The sequence below is a fragment of the Nocardioides cremeus genome, from assembly GCF_030518195.1.
GTDB classification, from domain to species: domain Bacteria; phylum Actinomycetota; class Actinomycetes; order Propionibacteriales; family Nocardioidaceae; genus Nocardioides; species Nocardioides cremeus.
On record NZ_JAULSC010000015.1, the window covers coordinates 66883 to 86707 of the forward strand.

General features: G+C 73.5%; 19 protein-coding genes and 1 riboswitch. Of the genes, 1 reads left to right on the top strand and 18 read right to left on the bottom strand.

Annotated elements, in window-relative coordinates; genetic code table 11:
• Positions 1-21 precede the first annotated feature (21 nt).
• The 13 genes from QWJ41_RS14470 to dacB form a co-directional block, all read right to left on the bottom strand.
• Positions 22-1149: a GNAT family N-acetyltransferase gene (locus QWJ41_RS14470; protein ID WP_302709112.1), complete on the bottom strand. Its 1128-nt coding sequence runs from the start codon at positions 1147-1149 to the stop codon at positions 22-24.
• Positions 1150-1194: 45 nt separating this feature from the next.
• Entirely contained in the window at positions 1195-1836 is a 642-nt protein-coding gene (locus QWJ41_RS14475) for a hypothetical protein (protein WP_302709113.1), read from the bottom strand.
• 9 nt (positions 1837-1845) lie between these two features.
• Positions 1846-2361 (bottom strand): DUF3180 domain-containing protein, encoded by a 516-nt coding sequence (locus tag QWJ41_RS14480; protein WP_302709114.1) that lies wholly within the window; start codon positions 2359-2361, stop codon positions 1846-1848.
• Entirely contained in the window at positions 2358-2927 is a 570-nt protein-coding gene (folK, locus tag QWJ41_RS14485; RefSeq protein WP_302709115.1) for a 2-amino-4-hydroxy-6-hydroxymethyldihydropteridine diphosphokinase, read from the bottom strand. The genes QWJ41_RS14480 and folK overlap by 4 nt, the downstream gene beginning before the upstream one ends.
• Positions 2924-3322 (bottom strand): dihydroneopterin aldolase, encoded by a 399-nt coding sequence (gene folB / locus QWJ41_RS14490; RefSeq protein ID WP_302709116.1) that lies wholly within the window; start codon positions 3320-3322, stop codon positions 2924-2926. Before folB ends, folK begins: the two co-directional genes overlap by 4 nt.
• Positions 3319-4185 carry a dihydropteroate synthase gene (gene folP, locus QWJ41_RS14495; RefSeq protein ID WP_302709117.1) on the bottom strand — a complete coding sequence of 289 codons (867 nt, stop codon included), beginning with the start codon at positions 4183-4185 and terminating at the stop codon, positions 3319-3321. Before folP ends, folB begins: the two co-directional genes overlap by 4 nt.
• Positions 4186-4189: 4 nt before the next feature.
• Positions 4190-4813 (bottom strand): GTP cyclohydrolase I FolE, encoded by a 624-nt coding sequence (folE, locus tag QWJ41_RS14500; protein WP_302709118.1) that lies wholly within the window; start codon positions 4811-4813, stop codon positions 4190-4192.
• Positions 4810-6906, bottom strand: coding sequence for an ATP-dependent zinc metalloprotease FtsH (ftsH, locus tag QWJ41_RS14505; RefSeq protein ID WP_302709119.1), 2097 nt, complete (start codon positions 6904-6906; stop codon positions 4810-4812). Before ftsH ends, folE begins: the two co-directional genes overlap by 4 nt.
• A gap of 69 nt (positions 6907-6975) precedes the next feature.
• On the bottom strand, positions 6976-7527 hold the full coding sequence (gene hpt, locus QWJ41_RS14510) for a hypoxanthine phosphoribosyltransferase (protein ID WP_193669948.1): 552 nt from the start codon (positions 7525-7527) through the stop codon (positions 6976-6978).
• A gap of 38 nt (positions 7528-7565) precedes the next feature.
• Positions 7566-8315: a carboxypeptidase-like regulatory domain-containing protein gene (locus QWJ41_RS14515; RefSeq protein ID WP_302709120.1), complete on the bottom strand. Its 750-nt coding sequence runs from the start codon at positions 8313-8315 to the stop codon at positions 7566-7568.
• Positions 8316-8434: 119 nt separating this feature from the next.
• A complete protein-coding gene (tilS, locus tag QWJ41_RS14520; protein WP_302709121.1) occupies positions 8435-9415 on the bottom strand; it encodes a tRNA lysidine(34) synthetase TilS in 981 nt (326 codons plus the stop codon).
• Between the two features lie 7 nt (positions 9416-9422).
• Positions 9423-10469, bottom strand: a complete 1047-nt coding sequence (locus QWJ41_RS14525; protein WP_302709122.1) for a zinc-dependent metalloprotease — start codon at positions 10467-10469, stop codon at positions 9423-9425.
• A gap of 13 nt (positions 10470-10482) precedes the next feature.
• Complete coding sequence (gene dacB / locus QWJ41_RS14530; RefSeq protein WP_302709123.1) at positions 10483-11997, bottom strand: D-alanyl-D-alanine carboxypeptidase/D-alanyl-D-alanine endopeptidase; 1515 nt, start codon at positions 11995-11997, stop codon at positions 10483-10485.
• Between the two features lie 73 nt (positions 11998-12070).
• Between dacB and QWJ41_RS14535 the strand changes: the two genes are divergently transcribed.
• Entirely contained in the window at positions 12071-12613 is a 543-nt protein-coding gene (locus QWJ41_RS14535) for an inorganic diphosphatase (protein WP_439117331.1), read from the top strand.
• A gap of 115 nt (positions 12614-12728) precedes the next feature.
• On the opposite strand, the gene QWJ41_RS14540 is transcribed toward QWJ41_RS14535, so the two are convergent.
• The 5 genes from QWJ41_RS14540 to QWJ41_RS14560 form a co-directional block, all read right to left on the bottom strand.
• Positions 12729-14804, bottom strand: coding sequence for an acyl-CoA dehydrogenase family protein (locus QWJ41_RS14540; protein WP_302709124.1), 2076 nt, complete (start codon positions 14802-14804; stop codon positions 12729-12731).
• Positions 14805-14849: 45 nt separating this feature from the next.
• Complete coding sequence (locus QWJ41_RS14545) at positions 14850-15869, bottom strand: phosphatase PAP2 family protein (protein WP_302709125.1); 1020 nt, start codon at positions 15867-15869, stop codon at positions 14850-14852.
• A 52-nt stretch (positions 15870-15921) separates the two neighbouring features.
• Positions 15922-16956, bottom strand: a complete 1035-nt coding sequence (locus QWJ41_RS14550; RefSeq protein ID WP_302709126.1) for an ABC transporter ATP-binding protein — start codon at positions 16954-16956, stop codon at positions 15922-15924.
• On the bottom strand, positions 16956-18638 hold the full coding sequence (locus QWJ41_RS14555) for an ABC transporter permease (RefSeq protein ID WP_302709127.1): 1683 nt from the start codon (positions 18636-18638) through the stop codon (positions 16956-16958). Before QWJ41_RS14555 ends, QWJ41_RS14550 begins: the two co-directional genes overlap by 1 nt.
• On the bottom strand, positions 18614-19708 hold the full coding sequence (locus tag QWJ41_RS14560; RefSeq protein WP_302709128.1) for a thiamine ABC transporter substrate-binding protein: 1095 nt from the start codon (positions 19706-19708) through the stop codon (positions 18614-18616). Before QWJ41_RS14560 ends, QWJ41_RS14555 begins: the two co-directional genes overlap by 25 nt.
• A riboswitch (TPP riboswitch) is annotated at positions 19698-19819 on the bottom strand. It overlaps the preceding gene by 11 nt.
• Positions 19820-19825 lie beyond the last annotated feature (6 nt).

Here is a 19825-nt window from a genome sequence, read left to right on the forward strand (position 1 = left end):
CGGCCTGTCGGAAGCGCGGCCTCAGCCCTCGACCGGCACGTCGCGGTGCCAGGACTCCGTGACGTACTTCGTGCGCCAGCCCATCGAGGTGTAGAGCTCGTGGGCGTTGGTGGAGGAGTCCGCGTCGACCTCGAGGCCCACGCCGGTGCGGCCGCGGCGGGCGGCGTCGCAGATGATCGTGCGCAGCAGGCCCTTGGCGACGCCGCGGCCGCGGGCGGCCTCGATGACACCGATGTAGGAGACGTAGGAGGAGTCGGGGCCGGTCGCGTTCTCCGAGACGGTGCCGATCAGCGCACCGACGGCGGGGTGCCGGCCCTCCTCGGCGGGCTCCAGGCCCTCGGGGACGTCCTCGACCATCTCGGCCAGCCACCAGTGGTTCCAGCGGTGGCCGGGGTCCTCGCGCAGCCGGTGCAGGAACTCGGCGAAGGACTCCTCGAAGTTGTTGAAGTGATCGGTGAAGGACTGCTCGAGCACGTCGTGCACGGCACGCAGGTCGGCCTCGTCGGGCAGGCCCTGGCCCTCGCGGTCGACCAGGCGGAAGCGCACGCCGCGCGCCTCCCACTCCTCGTTGTCGGGCACGAGGTCGCGCTCCTCGGGGGCCACAGGGCGGTTCATCTGCCACCAGGTGCGCACCTTGCGGAAGCCGGCGCGGGTCAGCCAGTCGTACTGGCGCTCGTCGCCCTCGAAGGCGCCGGTGTCGATCTGCTGGGTCGGCAGGCCGCGCGCCTCGCCGACGGCGCGGGCCTGGCCGGCCGCCCAGTCGAAGAGGGCGTCGGAGCACCGGCGCGCGATCGGCGGGGCCAGCTCGCGGCTGACGATGTGGGAGTAGAGCATCCGGCCGCCGGCGCGGTCGTGGACGCTGCCCCAGGCCTGGATGTGGCCCTCGGGGTCGCGGATCACCACGTTGGCGCGGGTGCGCAGGCCGTGCTCGGAGACCTCGACCAGCACGTCGTCGACGCCGGCCCCGGCCCAGCCGCGCCCGTGGCGCTCGTGGGCGCGCAGCAGGTGGGTCAGCCGGGCGACCTCGAAGCGGTCCTCCGCGTCGGGCGTGCCGACCTCCCACCCCTCAGGCAGGGGCAGGTCGTCGAGGATCTCCCCCGGGTCGCTCTCGAAGCGGTTCTCGTCGGGCAGCAGGTCCTCGTCGTTCACGGGGGTCATGATGCCGTACGCCGCCTCGCCCGGTCGGGCTGGTGGTCAGGCGCGGCGGCGGACGCCGGCCTCGGCGGTGCGCCAGGCGGCGGTGACGGTCTCGATCTCGGCGCGCAGCACGTCGATCTCGGCCTCGAGCTCGGCGACGCGCACGATGGCGTCGGCGGCGCGCTCCTCGGCCGACTCCAGGCTGCGGCTCAGCAGGCGCCCCTCCTTCTCGAGGTCGACGTTGCGCCGGTGGGCCACGTCGACCTGGCGGGCGCTGTCGGCGGCGGTGCGCTGGGTCTTGACCAGCTCGCTCTGCAGGTCGCCCAGGGCGCCCTCGCGCTCCTCGAGGCGGGTGGTGAGCTCGGCGACGCGGGCGGCGTGCTCGTCGGCGCGGGTCTCGGCCATCTTCCGGTAGGCCTGGGCCTGCTCGGCACGGTCGCGAGCGGCGTCACGGCGCGACTGCAGCAGCTCGGCGTGGGTGATGCGGGTGGCGGCGGCGCCCAGCACCACCGCGGCCAGGGCTGCGACGGTGACCAGCAGCGCCGAGCCGCTGGCGACCGCGCCCAGCACGAGCACGGCCGAGAGGACCAGCAGCACCGTGGCGACGGTGAGGCGGGTCGAGCGCTGACGGCGGCGCGAGGCCCGCGTGGCGGATGTGACGGGCGTGGCCTGCGTGGCTCCAGCGACAGAAGTGGACATGGAGCCAGGCTAGGCGCCCGAGTCGTCTCCCGGGACGCGACACGCGCGCTCGAGCAGCAGCCCGCACGCGACGACGCCCACACCGGCCAGTGCCGCGAGGCCCGACCAGAGCATCCGCTGGCCGGCCAGCTCGGCGTTGAGGCCCAGCCACGACATCGCGTAGCCGGCGTACCCGGCGCCGACCAGGGCGCCGACGTACGCGCTGGCACGGCCGAAGGCCAGCCGGTTCACGGCCCGGTGCGGCTCCATCGGCTCGTGGCGCACCTGCAGGGCGGCGTGGGTGTGGCGGGCGGTGACGCCGACGACCAGGGCCAGCAGCGCGAGCAGGGTCGGCTGGATCCAGGTCACCACCGGGGCGGAGCCGAGCCAGGCGATGCTCACCGGGCGGGCCAGCCACCCGGTCACCAGCCCCACGACGACCGCGAGGGTCAGCGCCGCCGGCGAGGTCGGCCGCAGCCGCCGCGGGTCAGGCCCCTCGGGTCCGTCGGGCGTGCCCGGCTCCCCCGGTCGACCGGGGTCGCTCACTCGACTGCGAGCTCGAGGTCCTCGCGCAGCGTGATGCCCTCGACGCCGGTCTCGGCCAGCAGGTCGGCGATCGGGCCGCGACCGGGCAGGGTCGCGTCGGGCTCGAGGTCGAACCACGGCTTGAGCACGAAGGCGCGCTCGGCGGCGCGCGGGTGCGGCAGGCGCAGGTGCGGCTCGTCGCTGCGGCGGTCGCCGACCACGATCAGGTCGACGTCGAGGGTGCGCGGGGCGTTGGGCACGTCGCTGCGCTCACGCTCGAAGGCGTCCTCGACGGCCAGGGCGCGGTCCATCAGCCGGTTGGCGGCCAGGGTGGTGTCGATGAGCACGACCGCGTTGAGGTAGGGGCGGGCGTCCTCGGGCGAGTCGACCGGCTCGGTCTCGTAGACCGGCGAGATGCCGGTGACCCACACGTCGGGGGTGTCGGCCAGCGCGTTGACGGCGCCCTGGAGGGTGGCCATCCGCTCGCCGAGGTTGGAGCCGAGGGCCAGCACGGCGCGACGGATCGGGCGCATCTCACCGGTGAGGGTGTCGGCGTTGATGATGTGCGGGTTGGGCGTCTCAGTCACGTCGAGTCCTCGCGTCTCCGGGTGATCGTCAACGTGACGTCGGAGAACGTCGCGCTGATGGGGGCGTGCGGCTTGTGGACCGTGATCCGGGCCCATTCAACACGGTGGTCGGCCAAACACACATCGGCGACCCGCTGGGCCAGCGTCTCGATGAGGTCGACCGGCTCGCGTTCCACCGCGGTCTTGACCGCCGCCACGAGACTTCCGTAGTCGACGGTGTCGCGCAAGTCGTCCGAGGCGGCCGCCGGGGCGGTGTCGACGCCCAGCGCGAGGTCGAGCACGAAGATCTGCCCGTCGCGCTTCTCGTGCTCCAGCACGCCGTGGTGGGCGAAGCACTCGACCCCCAGCACGGCGATCTCGTCGGTCTGGTCGGTCACGTCCGGTACACGGGTCACGGGCGGTCCTCCTCCGACGGGGTCTCGGTGCGCATCGCGGCCAGGGCGGCCAACGCGTCGCGAGCAGACCGTACGTCGTGCACCCGCACCCCCCACACCCCGGCCCGGGCCACCTCGAGCACGACCGCCAGGTGCGCGGCCTCGCGCTCGCCGACCGGTCGCGGCCCGGCGTCGTCGGCCAGCAGGGTGCCGAGGAAGGACTTGCGGCTCGCGCCCACCAGCAGCGGGTGGCCCAGCGCCTGCAGCGGGTAGAGGTCGCGCAGCAGCTCCCAGCTGTGCGCGGGCGCCTTGGCGAAGCCCAGGCCGGGGTCCAGCACGATCCGGTCGTCGGCGACGCCGGCCGCGCGGATCGCCTGCACCCGCTCCTCCAGCTCGCGGCAGACCGCGGCCACCACGCCCCCGGGGCCGTCGTAGACCGCGAAGTCACGCATCCGGTCGCTGTGGGCACGCCAGTGCATCGCCACGTACGTCGCACCCGCGTCGGCCACCACGTCCAGCACGGCCGGGTCGGCGAGCCCCCCGGAGACGTCGTTGACCACGACCGCACCGGCCTCCAGGGCGGCCGCGGCCACCTCGTGGCGCATCGTGTCGACCGAGACCAGCGCCCCCGCGGCGGCCAGCTCGCGGATGACCGGCACCACGCGGGCCAGCTCCTCGGCGACCAGGGGCCGGGTCGCCCCGGGGCGGGTCGACTCGCCGCCGACGTCGAGCAGGTCGGCGCCCTGCTCGAGCAGCTCGAGGCCGTGGGCGACCGCGTCGGCGGGGGCGGCGTACCGGCCGCCGTCGGAGAAGGAGTCGGGGGTGACGTTGACGACGCCCATCACGCGCGGGCGCCCGAGCGGCACGGCCAGGGCGGGGTGCATCGGCTCAGCGGCGGGTGGTGCCGTGGATGAGCGCCATCGCCTCGGCGCGGGTGGCCCGGTCGGTCAGCATCGTGCCGCGCACGGCGGAGGTGACGGTGCGCGCACCGGCCTTGCGCACGCCGCGCATGGTCATGCACAGGTGCTCGGCCTCGATGACCACGACGGCGCCGCGCGCCTCGAGGATCGTCATCAGCGCGTCGACGACCTGGGTGGTCAGCCGCTCCTGCACCTGCGGGCGCTGGGCGTAGACGTCGACCAGGCGCGCGAGCTTGGAGATGCCGGTGATCTTGCCGCTCTCGGCGGGGATGTAGCCGACGTGGGCGACCCCGGTGAAGGGCACCAGGTGGTGCTCGCACATCGACCACAGCTCGATGTCGCGCACCAGCACCATCTCGTCGTGGCCGAGGTCGAAGGTGGTGGTCAGGACGTCCTCGGCGCGCATCCGCAGCCCGGCGGTGACCTCGGCGTACGCCCGCGCCACCCGGGCCGGCGTCTCGAGGAGGCCCTCGCGCTCGGGGTCCTCGCCGATGGCCAGCAGCAGCTCGCGCACCGCGGCCTCGGCGCGCGGCTGGTCGAAGTCGGGGATGTCGCCCGGGTCCCGCTCGGGGAGCGCGATCGGGTCGGTCACGGGCGCGGCGACTCGTCGTTCGGCGTGGGGGTGCCGCCGTGCACGTCGCCGCCGGAGCCCGGCGGCGTCACCACCGCACCGGCGCCGGAGTCGTCGCCGGCACGGTCGCTGCCGTTGGCGCGGGCCCGGTCGCGGATCTCCTGTGGGACCTCGACGGCGGGCACCTGGGAGGGCCGGCGGTGGGGCGAGCCGGTCCAGGCCGGGCGCACCTCGCGGCGGCGCAGCGGCTCGAAGACCTCGGCGATCTGCTCCTTGTCGAGCGTCTCCTTGTCGAGCAGCACCAGGACGAGCGAGTCGAGCACGTCGCGGTTCTCCTCCAGGATGTCGAAGGCCTCCTGGTGGGCGGCGGCCAGCAGGTTCCTGGTCTCCTGGTCGACCTTGGCGGCGACGTCCTCGGAGTAGTTGCGCTGGTGGCCCAGGTCGCGGCCCAGGAACGGCTCGGAGCCGGAGTCGCCCAGCTTGATCGCGCCCAGGGTCTCGGTCATGCCGTACTGGGTGACCATCGCGCGGGCCAGGTTGGTGGCCTTCTCGATGTCGTTGCCGGCGCCGGTGGTCGGGTCGTGGAAGATCAGCTCCTCGGCGGCCCGACCGCCCAGCATGTAGGCGAGCTGGTCGAGCATCTGCGAGCGGGGCTGGGAGTACTTGTCCTCGTCGGGCAGCACCATCGTGTAGCCCAGCGCGCGACCGCGCGGCAGGATCGTGATCTTGTGGACCGGGTCGTTGCCGGGCAGCGCCGCAGCGACGAGGGCGTGGCCACCCTCGTGGTAGGCGGTGATGAGCTTCTCCTTCTCGCTCATCAGGCGCGAGCTGCGCTGCGGGCCGGCGATCACACGGTCGATGGCCTCGTCGAGCGCGACGTTGGTGATCTGCTTCTCGTTGTTGCGGGCGGTCAGCAGGGCGGCCTCGTTGAGCACGTTGGCCAGGTCGGCGCCGGTGAAGCCGGGCGTACGACGGGCGTAGGAGCGCAGGTCGATGTCGGGAGCCATCGGCTTGCCCTGCGAGTGGACCTCGAGGATCTTCTGGCGGCCGTCGAGGTCGGGGGCGTCGACGCCGATCTGGCGGTCGAAGCGCCCGGGGCGCAGCAGGGCCGGGTCGAGGACGTCGGGACGGTTGGTGGCCGCGATCAGGATGACCCCGCCGCGCACGTCGAAGCCGTCCATCTCGACCAGTAGCTGGTTGAGGGTCTGCTCGCGCTCGTCGTGGCCGCCGCCCATGCCGGCGCCGCGGTGGCGACCCACGGCGTCGATCTCGTCGATGAAGACGATGGCCGGGGCGTTCTCCTTGGCCTGCTCGAAGAGGTCGCGCACCCGCGAGGCGCCGACACCGACGAACATCTCGACGAAGTCGGAGCCGGAGATGGAGTAGAAGGGCACGCCCGCCTCGCCGGCGACGGCGCGGGCGAGCAGGGTCTTGCCGGTGCCCGGGGGCCCGTAGAGCAGCACGCCCTTGGGGATCTTGGCGCCGACGGCCTGGAACTTGGCGGGCTCCTGGAGGAACTCCTTGATCTCGCCGAGCTCCTCGATCGCCTCGTTGGCGCCGGCGACGTCGGCGAAGGTCGAGGTGGGCATGTCCTTGGAGATCAGCTTGGCCTTGGACTTGCCGAACTGCATCACGCCGCGGCCGCCGCCGCCCTGCATGTTGTTGAGCAGCCACAGGAAGACGATGAAGATGATGATGAGCGGCAGGAACGAGAAGAGGAACGAGCTCAGCGCGCTCGGGCGGGAGATCTCGGTCTTGAGCTCGTCGATCTCACCGGCCTCGACCTGGAGGCTCGCCTGGTTGTAGAGCCGCGGCTGGGTGCCCTGCACCCAGTAGGAGAAGACCTCGGCCCCCTCCTCGCGCACGCCGTCGTCGAGGGTCGCGCGGATCTCCTGGTCGCCGTCGACGAAGGTCAGCTCCTCGACCTCGCCCGACTCGATGTAGGCGGCCATCTCGGAGGCGGGGATCTCGTCCCCGCCGCTGCTGGGCGCCAGGAACTGCAGGGCGAGCAGGACGCCGACGACGGCGACCACGATCCACAGCCAGGGACCCTTGACAAAGCGCTTCACGGACTTCTCTCGTCTCAGACGTCGAACGGACCGACGACGGTACATGCCCGCGTCAGGCTCATTCTCGCAGGCGACTGGTGATCGAGGGGGCCCGGGACGGCACCCGGGTCGGGCTCAGGAGTAGACGTGCGGGGCGAGCGTGGCGATGTCGCGCAGGTTGCGGTACTTCTCGCGGTAGTCGAGGCCGTAGCCGACGACGAACTCGTTGGGGATGTCCCAGCCGACGTACTTGACGTCGACGGGCATCTGCAGCGCCTCGGGCTTGCGCAGCAGGGTGGCGATCTCGACGCTGGCCGGGTTGCGGCTGCTGAGGTTGGAGGTCAGCCACGACAGGGTCAAGCCGGTGTCGATGATCTCGTCGACGATCACCACGTGGCGCCCGGAGATGTCGGTGTCGAGGTCCTTGAGGATGCGCACCACGCCGCTGGACTTGGTGCCCGAGCCGTAGGAGCTCACCGCCATCCAGTCCATCTCGAGGTGGCGGGTGAAGGAACGGGCAAGGTCGGCCATCACCATCACCGCACCGCGCAGGATGCCGACGATGAGGAGCTCCTCGCCCTCGTAGTCCTGCTCGATCTGGGCGGCCATCTCCTTGAGCCGGTCCTGGATCTGTTCCTCGGTGAAGAGGACGTTGACGAGGTCGTGCTCCACGTGGGCAGAGTCCATGGGGGAAGCCTAAGGGTGGGCGCGGACGTCGGGCCCGGCTACCCCTTCTTCTTGACCACGCGCAGGGTGAAGGTGCTCGAGGTGGCCCGGTGGGCGTCGTCACCGGCGTAGTCGACGACGACGTCGTAGCGGCCCGGGGTGCGCACCCGGCCCAGCTCGGCGACGAAGCGGCCGCGGTCGCTGCGCCGGAGGTCGGTGGCCGCGGCGGTCCCCTTATTCGGCTGCTCGAGCGAGACCTGGACGGGCCCGGTGGGGATGCTCCCGCCCTTGGCGCTCAGCTGCGCGAGGAGCTCGACGCGGCTGCCGGCCCGCACGGTCAGGCCCCCCTTGCCCGCGGTGGTGCCGAGCTCGACCGTCGGGCGGGCTAGGGCGACCAGCTCGACCGGGGTGCCGAGGCCGGCGCGGTCGCGCTTGCCCTTGACGACCTCGACCCGGCTCGGCCGGTAGCCGGCGCGGGTCAGCACCACCTCGTAGGTGCCGGCGGTCACGTGCATGGCGAAGTAGCCGTGCTCGATCTCGTTGTCGGGGCTGGCGTAGCTGAGGTCGGTGGCTGCCACCACCTGCTCCCGCTTGGTCACCCGCAGCGCGGTGACCTCGACGTCGTCGAGCGCCCTGCCCGTGCGCGAGTCGACGACCTGGCCGTGGATGATCGAACGCCCGGTCTCCCCCACTGCTGGGGCGCGGGCGCCCGTGGGCTGCTCGGCGCCGGTCGCCTGGGCGAGGGGCGCCACGAGGGCGGCGGTGGCGACGGCGGCGATGCCTGCGCGGCGCAGGGTCGTGGTCTGCATGCGCTGAGTATGGGGCTGGGGCGGCGGGCGCGGAGCCGTTTCGGTTCCGTTGCACCCGCGAGCCGGCGCCCGTTCCGAGCTGGCGCCGGCTCGGCGAGGAACTGGCGCCGGCTCGGCGACTACCTGCTCGACTCCACGCGGAGCACCCCGTCGCGGCGGGTGCCACGCAGGTGACCGGGCAGGTCGATCCACTTCTGACCGCGCCAGGCCGTGACCAGGGAGTCCAGGGCGAGCACGTGCTCGTGGAAGAGCTCGGCGGCGGGGGCCCCGGCGGCCAGCGCGGCGAGGCGCAGCACCCGGCGGCGCATGGCGTCGGGGACGCCTTCGAGCGCCTCGACGGGGAGGGCGCCATCGGCGGTGACCAGGTCGGCGTACGTCGCCTCGGCGAGGTCGTCGAGGAGGTCGGAGTCGGCGCGCAGCTGGTCGGCGGTGCGGGCCAGGGTGGCGGCGATGCCGGGGCCGAGCTGCTCCTCGAGCACCGGCAGCACGGTGCGGCGCACCCGCACCCGGGCGAAGCCGGGGTCGAGGTTGTGCGGGTCGTCCCAGGTCTCGATGCCCTCGACCTGGCAGGCGGTGACGGTGTCGTCGCGCGAGACGTCGAGCAGCGGGCGCCGGTAGCGGTCGAAGCGCCGGCGCATCCCGGCCAGGCTGCGCCCGCCCGACCCGCGGGCCAGCCCCAGCAGCACCGTCTCGGCCTGGTCGTCGCGGGTGTGGCCCAGCAGCACCGCCGCGGCCCCGACGTGGTCGGCGACCTGCTCGAGGACGGCGTACCTGGCGCGGCGGGCCGCGGCCTCGGGCCCGATGCCCGCGTCGGCGCCGACCTGCACCCGCGCGGTCAGGGTCTCGTCAGCACCCAGCGCGCCCATCTGCGCGACCACCCGCTCGGCGTGCTCGGCCGAGCCCTCCTGCAGGCCGTGGTCGACGGTCGCGCCGACCACCCGCCAGCCACCGGCGCGCGCCTCGTGGACGGTCGCCGCCAGCAGCGCCAGCGAGTCGGGGCCGCCGGAGCAGGCCACCACGACCGTGTCGCCGGGACTGAGGTCGCCGAGGTCGCGGCGCACCGCGACCCGCACCGCCGCGACCGACGGGTGCAGCTTCACGCCCGGCTCACAGGACGCGTGCGACCCAGGCCTGCGGGTCGTGGATCTCGTCCTTGCTGGGCAGGTTCTCGGGGCCGGCGAAGACGGCGTTGAACTCGCTCATCCCGACCTTGTCGACGACCGCCCGCACGAACGCCGCACCGTCGCGGTACTGCGCCATCTTGGCGTCGAGGCCCAGCAGCCGGCGCACCAGCCGGTCGAGGGCGCCGGCGCCCTTGCGGCGCTCGTCGAACTTCGCGCGGATCGTCTCGACCGAGCCGATCACCTCGGGCCCGACGCCGTCCATGACCACGTCGGCGTGGCCCTCGAGCAGCGACATCACGCCGGTCGCCTGGTCCATCAGCGCCCGCTGCTCGGGGGTGCTGAACATCTCGACCAGGCTGCCGGACCCGGCCCCACCCTGGCCGGCCCCGCTGATCGCGGCCTTGACCCGGGCGAGCCCGTCCTCGAGCAGGCTGGCGCTGTCCATCGTCGAGCTGAGCTGCTCGACCAGCGAGAAGATGTGGTCGCGCATCCACGGCACCGCGGTGAACTGCACGCGGTGGGTCTCCTCGTGCAGGCACACCCACAGCCGGAAGTCGCTCGGGTCGACGCCCAGCTCGCGCTCGACCTGCACGACGTTGGGCGCCACCAGCAGCAGCCGCCCGGCGGGGTCGTGGAACGGGTCGAACTGGCCCAGCACCTTGCCCGCCAGGAAGCCCAGCAGCCCGCCCACCTCGGCGCCGGTGATCCGCGAGCCGACCGCGAGCGAGACCCCGCTCGGCGGCTTCTTCTCCACCAGCTTGGCCACCATCGGCGCCAGCACGGTGCTGAACGCGTCGGCATTGGCCTGCACCCACCCGCCGCGGTCGACCACCAGCACCGGCGCGGTGTCGGCGTCGGCGTGCAGCCCGGTGAACTCCGCGACCAGCGGGGTCGAGCGGTGCGCCCCGGCGCGCAGCTCCTCCACGGCACGGGCCGCCTCGTCGCGCTCCACGACCGGGCCGTCGCCGGCCAGCTTGGTCCCGAGGCGGACGGCGAGGTCCCAGTCGATGATCTGCGGCGGGCTCGTCATGCCTCGAACCTACTCACCCGCCGCCAGCGCCCGACCCACCCCGCGCGCAGCGGCAGGCCCCCAGGGCGGCGGCGGCGCTGTCGAGCGCCGCCTGGGCGAACCCCTCGTCGGCCTCCCCGACCCGGTCGAGCATCAGCGCAAAGACCATGGGCACGCCGTCGCGGCTGACCACCGTGCCGGCCAGGCTGCTGACCCCGCTGAGCGTGCCGGTCTTGGCCCGCACGGCCCCGACCGCCGCCGGCGGGGCGTCGTCGAAGCGGAAGGTGAGCGAGCCGCTGAAGCCGGCCACCGGCAGCCCGCCGAGCACCGCCCGCACCGGGTCGTCCTCGTCAGCGCCGACGACGGCCTGCAGCAGGCCGACCAGCGTGGCGGGCGAGAGCAGGTTCTCGCGGGACAGCCCGCTGCCGTCGTACAGGCGGCGCGGCGCGGGGACCCCGAGCCGCTCGAGGACGCGCTCGACGCCGCGGACGCCGTCGACGAAGCTGCCGGCGCCACCCGTGGCCAGGCCCACGTGGCGCAGCAGCACCTCGGTCGCCTCGTTGTCGCTGACCTGCAGCAGCCGGTCGACGATGTCGTCGACGGGCGCGCTCTCGACCACCGCGACCTCGTCGCCGCGCCCGCGCGCCGGCGACGGCGAGCCCTGCACCCGCACCCCGGCGTCGGCCAGCGCCGCCGCGAAGACCTCCGCGGCGACCGCCGCCGGGTCGTCGACGCGGCCGAAGCCCGTCTCGGGGCGCCCCTGGTCGACCCACAGCGCGGTGATCGGCGAGACCACGTCGCCGCGATAGGTGTCGGGCCAGCGCGGGTTGAAGGCCGGCCCCGAGAAGAGCGTGGCGTCGTAGCCGACCCGCACCCGCCGCACCCCGCGCTCGCCGAGCTCCTCGGCGCTGAGCCGGGCCAGGGTGGTGATGTCGGCGCGCGCCGGCACGCTGGTGGTGCCCGGCGCGTCGGGCTCGCGCATCAGGAAGGGGTCGCCACCGCCGACGACGACGAGCCGGTTGCCGCGCAGCACCGTCGTGGTCGCGAACGTGGTGCCGGGCTCGATGGTCTCCAGCGCGGCCACCGAGGTGAGCAGCTTGGTGGTCGAGGCCGGCACCAGCGCCCGGCCCTCGGCGTACGCCGGTGCCCCGGTCGCGCCGGCCACCGCCACGCTGACCCGCTTGCCGAGCCGCTGCTCGCCCAGGCGCCGCTCGAGCACCCGGCGTACGGCGGTCGGGCTGGGCTCGCCGGCGCTCTCGGCGTCGACCGGGTCGGCCACCGGGTCGGGGTCGACCAGCGCGGGCAGGCTCAGCCCCGGGGGCGGCGGCACCGCGGCGGGGTCGGTGCGCGGGTCGGGCTCCTCGTCGTCGCCCAGCACCCGCTCGTAGAGGCTCTCGACGCGCTCGCGGGCGGGGTCGGCGAGGTCGAGGCGCCAGGTGGCCGCGCCGGCGGCGAGCACCAGGACGAGCAGCAGCACCCACCACGTCGAGACCCGTCCGGCGTCGTCCCGCGCCGTCGCCGAGGAGTGGCGTGGGTCACGTCGGACCACCTGGTGCACCTCCCCGTTCACGTTTCGAGCCATTGTGCGCGAGACTGTCGGCGGCTCCGCCACGGGGCCCGACATGACTTTTGACGACCGGCCCTCGTGCCGGACCGACACGCGGAGGCAATACGTGCTGGAGTTCGACGTACTGGTGGAGATCCCCAAGGGCGAGCGGAACAAGTACGAGGTCGACCACGAGTCCGGCCGCCTGCGCCTGGACCGGACCCTCTTCACCTCGACCCAGTACCCGGCCGACTACGGCTACATCGAGGACACCCTCGGCCAGGACGGCGACCCGCTGGACGCCCTGGTGATCCTGCAGCAGCCCACCTTCCCGGGCTGCCTGATCAAGTGCCGCGCGATCGGCATGTTCCGGATGACCGACGAGGCCGGCGGCGACGACAAGGTCCTCTGCGTCCCCGCCGCCGACCCGCGCCTGGAGCACCTGCGCGACATCAGCCACGTCTCCAAGTTCGACCGCCTCGAGATCCAGCACTTCTTCGAGGTCTACAAGGACCTCGAGCCCGGCAAGTCCGTCGAGGGCGCCGAGTGGGTGGGCCGCACCGAGGCCGAGGCCGAGGTCGTCGCCTCCTTCGAGCGGGCCAAGACCAACGGTCACTGAGCCACCAGCCTGAAGGTTCATCGGGTCTCCGATGAACCTCGCGCCGCCTGACTGAACCTTCGGTCAGGCGGCGCGAGTTTTGTCGGGTACCCGACAAAACTCCCGGCGGGCGGCCTCAGCCCAGGTCGCCGACCAGCGCAGTCGCGCGCAGCATCTCGGTCGGCACCCCGAAGGCGTCGACGAAGTCGTCGGCCAGCGGGCGGATCTTGCGGCACAGCGACGCCACCTCGCGGCTGATCGCCTTGGAGCGCTGCACCGAGAGCCGGCCGTGCTCCATGAACCAGGCCCGGTCGGCCTCGATCACCGACAGCGCATAGAGGTCGCAGAGCAGGTTGAGGGCGACCTTCTGGTCGCCGTCGGGCAGCGCGCGGGTCCTGGCCACGAACGCCTCGAGCACCAGGCGCTCCATGTGGGCGTCGGCGGCGCCGATGACGTGGTCCTGCACCCGGGAGAAGACGGCACCGGGGTGCATGCCCTGGTCGATGCCGCGCTTGAGCCGGCGCGCGACCCCGCTGATCATGTGCTCCTCGCGGAAGCGCAGCATCGCCAGCTGGTAGTCGGGGTCGAGCAGCCCGGCCTCCTGGTCCCACTCGTCGCCGCCGGGCAGCAGGTCGCGCACCCGCTCCAGCAGCTGGTGCACCCGGGTCTTCTCCACCACGGTCTCCACGGCCAGGCCGGCCACGAACCGGGCCATGCCCAGCTGGTCCATGTCCTCGAACTCGCTGGCGTAGTCGGTGAGCAGGCCCTTGGCCACCAGCTGCAGCAGCACGTGGTTGTCGCCCTCGAAGGTGGTGAAGACGTCGGTGTCGGCCTTGAGCGCGGTGAACCGGTTCTCGGCCAGGTAGCCCGCGCCACCGCACGCCTCGCGGCACTCCTGGATGGTGCGGGTGGCGTGCCAGGTGCCGAGCGCCTTGGTGCCGGCGGCGCGCGACTCGAGCTCGCGCCGGGTCTGCTCGTCGTCGACCCGGCCGGTCAGCACGTCGTGCAGCTGCCCGGTGAGCTCCTCCTGGGCGAAGTGCAGGGCATAAGTGCGCGCCAGCAGCGGCAGCAACCGGCGCTGGTGCATGCCGTAGTCGAGCAGCAGCTCCTCCTGCTCGTCGTCGCTGGCGTCGAACTGGCGGCGCTGCAGGGCGTACTTCACCGCGACCGTGAGCGCGACCTTGCTCGCGCTGATCCCGGCCGCGCCGACGCTGACCCGGCCGGTGACCAGGGTGCCGAGCATCGTGAAGAAGCGCCGGTTGGGGTTCTCGATCGAGCTCTCGTAGACGCCGGCCGGGGTGACGTCGGCGAAACGGTTGAGCAGCGCCTCGCGCGGCACCCGCACGTGGTCGAACCACAGCCGGCCGTTGTCGACGCCGTTGAGACCCATCTTCAGCCCGTCGTCCTCGATGCGCACCCCGGGCGCCGGCTGCCCGGCGACGCGGATCGGCACCACGAAGGCGTGCACGCCCCGGCCCTCGCCGCCCACCTCGAGCTGGGCGAAGACGACGGCCACCTCGCCGTGCGCGGCGGCGTTGCCGATGTAGTCCTTGCCGGCGTCCTCGGTCGTGGTGGTGATGACGAACTCGCCGGTCTCGACGTCGTACGTCGCGACGGTGCCGATCGCCTGCACGTTGGAGCCGTGCGCGGTCTCGGTCATCGCGAAGCAGCCCAGCAGCTCGCCGGTGATCACCCGCGGCAGGTACTCGTCGTGGTGGCGCCGGGTGCCGAGCTGCTGGATCGCGCCGCCGAAGAGCCCGAACTGCACGCCCACCTTGACCAGCACCGACAGGTCGCCGAAGGCCAGGGTCTCGAAGGCGGCGACCGAGGCGCCCGGGTCGCCGCCGCCGCCGTGCTCGACGGGGAAGCCCATGCCGGTCTGCCCGGTCGCGGCCATCTCGACGACGAGGTCCCGGACCCGGTCGCGGTAGTCGTCGCGGCTCATCGTCTCGGCGTCGGTGAGGATGTCGGCGTGCTCGACCAGGTTGCGGCGCACCAGCCCGCGCACCTCGGCGTAGCGGCCGTCGAGCAGCCGCTGCAGGGCGGGCACGTCGACCTCGGGCTGCACGTAGCCGTCGGCACGGGACTCAGTGCCCTCCGCACCCTCCGTCGACCCGCCGCCCTCGACGGCCGGGTCGGGCTCGGTGCTGGGCGGGGCCGGGACCTCCTGGGTCTCGGCGGGCGGGACGGGCGCAGGTGTCTCGGTCGACATGGGCCCACGCTACTGGGCCGGCAGGGGTGAGCGGGCCAGAGCTGGTCAGTCCTTGGAGACGGGGATCTTCGACGTCGTGGTCGTGGGGTGCGAGGCCAGCCCGCCGTGGTCGAACTTCTGGCCGGTGGCCAGGCCGCCGACGTAGAAGGCGACGAGCGCGATCATGATGCCGGCCAGGTCGTCGGCGACGTAGTGCCAGCCGAAGTAGAGCGTGGCCACCACCGTGACGCCGAAGTTGACCCAGAAGACGATCTTGAGCACCTTCGAGCGCAGCGTGTACTGCACCAGCAGCGCCACCAGCAGCGTGATCGCGGTGTGCAGGCTCGCGAACCCGGCGACCGACTGCACCTGGCCGGTCAGCCCGCCGAGGATGACGCCCTGCCGCGAGGCGACCAGCGAGTCCATCAGGTCGTTGGTGGGCGTCTGCGCCAGGTCGGCGTAGAGCGAGACGTACTCCAGGCCGGGGCCGAGCGTCGGCAGCGCGTAGTAGGACATGGTGCCCAGGGCCCAGGCGATGCACTGGGAGGTGACGAACCAGTAGCCGTAGGACATGTTGCGCGACCACACCAGCCAGGCGGTCAGCGCCAGCGGCACCAGCGGCAGGAACCACAGGTAGATGTAGGACAGCAGGTAGGCCACCACGTCGGTGCCCAGCAGGCCGTGCAGCACGATCGCCGGGTCGTTGCCGAAGAACAGCGCCCGGTCGAGCAGGTGCAGCTCGCGGTCGTACTTCGTCTCGATCATGAACGGCAGGAACGACTTGAGGTTCCGGTAGCAGACGTAGGTGACGTAGAAGCTGACGATGCCCAGCACCACCAGCGTGAGCCGCTCGCGGTTCCAGTGGGTGCGCAGCCGCTCGCGAGCCACCCGCACCATCGCCCCGGGGTGGCCCTTGCCGAACCACAGCGAGCGCGGCAGCAGGTCGAGCAGCAGCGCCCCGGTCAGCAGCAGCGGCAGCCGCAGCCACGACGGGCCCAGGAAGCTGCCCTCGGGGTCGACCAGCCGCTTGTCGAGGACCAGGGCGGTGATGATGGCCCACAGGCCCATGACGAGGGCAGTGCCCACGAGGAGGGCATAGGCGCGGCGGTACACGGGGTCGGAGTCTAGTGAACGGTGCTCAGGACCCGCCCGGCGCGCCCGAGGGCTCGTCGGGAAGCTCGGCGGGGAGCACCGCCATGCGGGTCGCGTCGACCCGCAGCCGCACCCGGTCGCCGGGGCCCAGGCGCCGGTCGAGGCCGGCCACCGCGTCGCACTCCCCCACGTCGTCGACGTCGACCACGAGCCGCTGCAGCTCGGGGGTGGCTCGCAGCGAGCGCACCGTCGCGCCGAGCGGGCCGTCGTCGGCCACCTGCAGCGCCGAGCGGCGTACGGCGACCGCGACGGCGCGCTGCTCCTCGCGGGTGCGCTGGTCGGCGGCCGCCAGCACCCGCCGCGCGGGCGCGCCCTCGAGCACCCTGGCGTAGCCCAGGAACAGCGCCGTGGCGGTGTCGACCGGTGCCCGCCAGACATCCTCGATGCCGCCCTCCTGGACCAGGTGGCCCGCGCGCATCACCGCGAGCCGGTCGGCGACGGTGAAGGCCTCGTCGTGGTCGTGGGTGACCATCAGCGCGGTGGTGCCGGCGCGGCGCAGGATGTCGCGCAGGTCGCCGGCCAGCCGCTCGCGCAGCCCCGCGTCGAGGGCCGAGAGGGGTTCGTCGAGCAGCAGCAGCCGGGGCTGCACGGCCAGCGCGCGGGCCAGGGCGACCCGCTGCCGCTCGCCGCCGGAGAGGGTCGCGGGGAGCCGGTCGGCGTACCCCTCGAGCCCGACGAGCTCGAGCAGCTCCTCGACGCGCTGGGCGGCGCCGGGGGTGCGGCGCAGGCGCAGCGCGTAACCGACGTTGCGACCGACGCTGAGGTGGCCGAAGAGCTGGCCGTCCTGGAACATCAGCGCGAAGCCGCGCTTGTGGGTCGGCACCCGGGCCAGATCCTCGCCGTCCCAGCGGATCGACCCGCCGCTCGGCTCGAGCCCGGCGACCGCGCGCAGCAGGGTCGACTTGCCGCAGCCCGAGGGGCCGAGCACCGCCAGCACCTGCCCGTCGGGCAGGTCGAGGGAGACGCCGCGCACCGCGGCCACCCCGTCGTAGGAGACGTCGACGTCGGTCAGGGACAGCATCAGAAGGCTCCTAGGGAGGGCACGCGCAGCCGTTCGACGGCAAGCACGACGACCGCGGTGGTGGCGGCCAATACCACCGAGGCGGCCAGGGCGGTGCCGTAGCTGAGCTCGCCGGGGCGGCCGATCAGCCGGAAGATCAGCACCGGCAGCGTGGGGTCGGAGGGGCGGGCCAGGAACGAGGTGGCGCCGAACTCGCCCAGCGAGATCGCGAACGCGAAGCCCGAGGCGGCCAGCAGCGGCCGCCACACCACCGGCAGGTCGGCGGTGGCCATGGCGCGCAGCGGGCCGGCGCCCAGGGACGCCGCCGCCTGGCGCTGGCGGTCGTCGACGCCGGCGAGCACGGGCACCAGGGTGCGCACCACCAGCGGCATCGCCACCAGCGCCTGGGCCAGCGGCACCAGCACCGGCGACTCGCGCAGGTCGAGCGGCGGGGAGTCGAGGGTGATGAAGAAGCCGAAGCCCAGGGTCACCGCCGAGACGCCCAGCGGCAGCATGAAGAGCCCGTCGAGCACCGAGCGCACCCGGCGCTCGGAGCGGCTGCGCGAGCGGCGGGTCAGCACCACGGCGATCAGGCCGCCGAGCAGCAGCGCCATCCAGGTGGCGTCGACGGCGGTGCGCAGCGAGGTGACCAGGGCCCCGGTGACCGGCACCGGGAGCGCCTGCAGCTCCGCGCCGCCACCCAGTGCGCGGTAGTAGGCCAGCGACCACGCGCCGTCGACTCGCAACGAGCCGACGACCAGGGTGACCACGGGGGCCGCGACCAGCACCAGCAGCAGCGCCGTCGCCACCAGCTGGGGTACGTCGCTGCGCCGGGGCCGGTGCGGCCGGGCGGTGCTGCGCGCCAGGGTCGGGTCGGGCACGGCCCGCAGCCGCCCGGCGAGGACCAGCAGCGCCACCACCGCGACGAGCTGCAGCACCGACAGCGCCGCGGCGGCCTGCAGGTCGAGCAGCTCGGTGGTGAGCAGGTAGATCTCGGTCTCCACCGAGGAGTAGCGCAGCCCGCCGAGGGTGAGCACGATGCCGAAGGCGGTGGCGCAGAAGAGGAAGACCACGCTGGCCGAGGAGACCACCGCCGGGCGCAGCATCGGCCAGGTCACGGTGCGGAAGACCTGGGCCGGCGAGGCGCCGAGCGCGGCCGCGGCCTCCCCGGGCCGGGCGTCGAGCCCCTCCCAGGCGGCGCCGACGCCGCGGATCACCACGGCGACGTTGAAGAAGACCAGGCCCATGACGATCCCGACGGCGGTGCCGTCGAGGTCGACCCGGCCGCCGGTGAGGGCCACCACCGGGCCGGACTCGCCCAGCAGCTGGCGGAAGGCGACGCCGACCACCACGGTCGGCAGCACGAACGGCACCAGCAGCGCGGCCCGCACCGCCCCGCGACCGGGCCAGCGCAGCCGGTGCAGGGCGTAGGCCGCGGGCAGCCCGAGCAGCACCGCGAGCACGGTGGCCACCGCGGAGGACCAGAGCGTGAACCACAGCACCCGCCCGGTGCGCGCCCGGGTCAGCACCTCCAGCACCCCGGCGACGTCGAGGTCGCCGTCGGTGACGAAGCCGCGCGCGACCATGCCGGTCACGGGCAGCACGAAGAACACCCCGAGCACCGCCAGCGGCAGCCCGGCCAACGCGACCAGGCCGAGCAGGCGGCGCGGGGTGGTCATCAGCGGCTGACCGGCTCGTTCCACTCCTGCAGCCACTCGTCGCGGTTCGCGTCGATCTCGTCGGGGTCCACCGACCACGGGTCGGAGGGACGCTCGGTGAGGTCGGCCCACTCCGCGGGCAGCTCGGTGCCCTCGACGGCCGGGTAGACGTACATCGACGAGGGCAGCGCCTCCTGCACCTCGGGCGAGACCAGCCACTCGACGACCGCCCGGGCGCCCTCGGGGTTGTCGGCGCCGCGCAGCACGCCGGCGTACTCGACCTGCTCGTAGCAGGTGTCGAGCAGCGCGCGGGTGGTCGTGCCGCCCTCGCCGTCGACGGTGAAGGCCGGCGAGGAGTCGTAGGAGGTCACGACCGGCCGGTCGCCCTTGCCGCCGCCCTGGGTGAAGTCGACCTGGTAGGCGTCCTCCCAGCCCTTGACGACCTTCGTGTCGTTGTCGAGCAGGTCCTCCCAGTAGCCCTGCCACTCGTCGCCGTACGCCGCGATCGTGGTCAGCAGGAACGCGAAGCCGGGCGAGCTGGTGGTGGCGCCCGGGGTGACGAAGAGGCCCTCGTAGGCCGGGTCGGTGAGGTCGTCGAGGGTCTCGGGCGCCTCGAGGTCGCGCTCGGCGAACCAGGTGGTGTCGACGTTGACGCACACGTTGCCGGTGTCGACGGCGACCAGGGCGCCCTCGTCGTCGCCGGGCAGCGCGTTCTCCTCGACCCCGGCGGGGGCGTCGATGTCGACCGGCTCGAAGACGTCGGCCTCGAGCGCGCGGGAGCCGAAGGTGTTGTCGACACCGAAGGCGACGTCGCCGATCGGGCTGTCGGTGTTGAGCACGAGCTGGCTGGTCAGCGCGCCCGCGTCGCCGCCGGCGCGCTGCTCGAGGTCGTAGCCGCTCTCGCGCTCGAAGCCCTTCACGAGCTTCTCGGGCAGGAAGAAGCTGTCGTGGGTGACGAGCACGACCGTGCCGCCGGCCTCGCCGCCGCCCTCGGCGGGGTCGGAGGCCGACTCGTCGTCGCCCGTGCCGACCAGCGAGCAGCCGCTCACGGCCAGCGCCAGGACGGCGACCACCGCGGTCCTCGTCGGGTGGATGTGCATGCGCATGCGTCGCATCTGGACTCCCTTCGCCGGTCTTAACCGGAGCAGGTTCGGAGGGTCTGCGGCGTGTCCGCACTCTCAGCACCACCCCGGCCGGGCCGGGCGGGTGCTCCCCTGTCTGTCGTGGTCGAG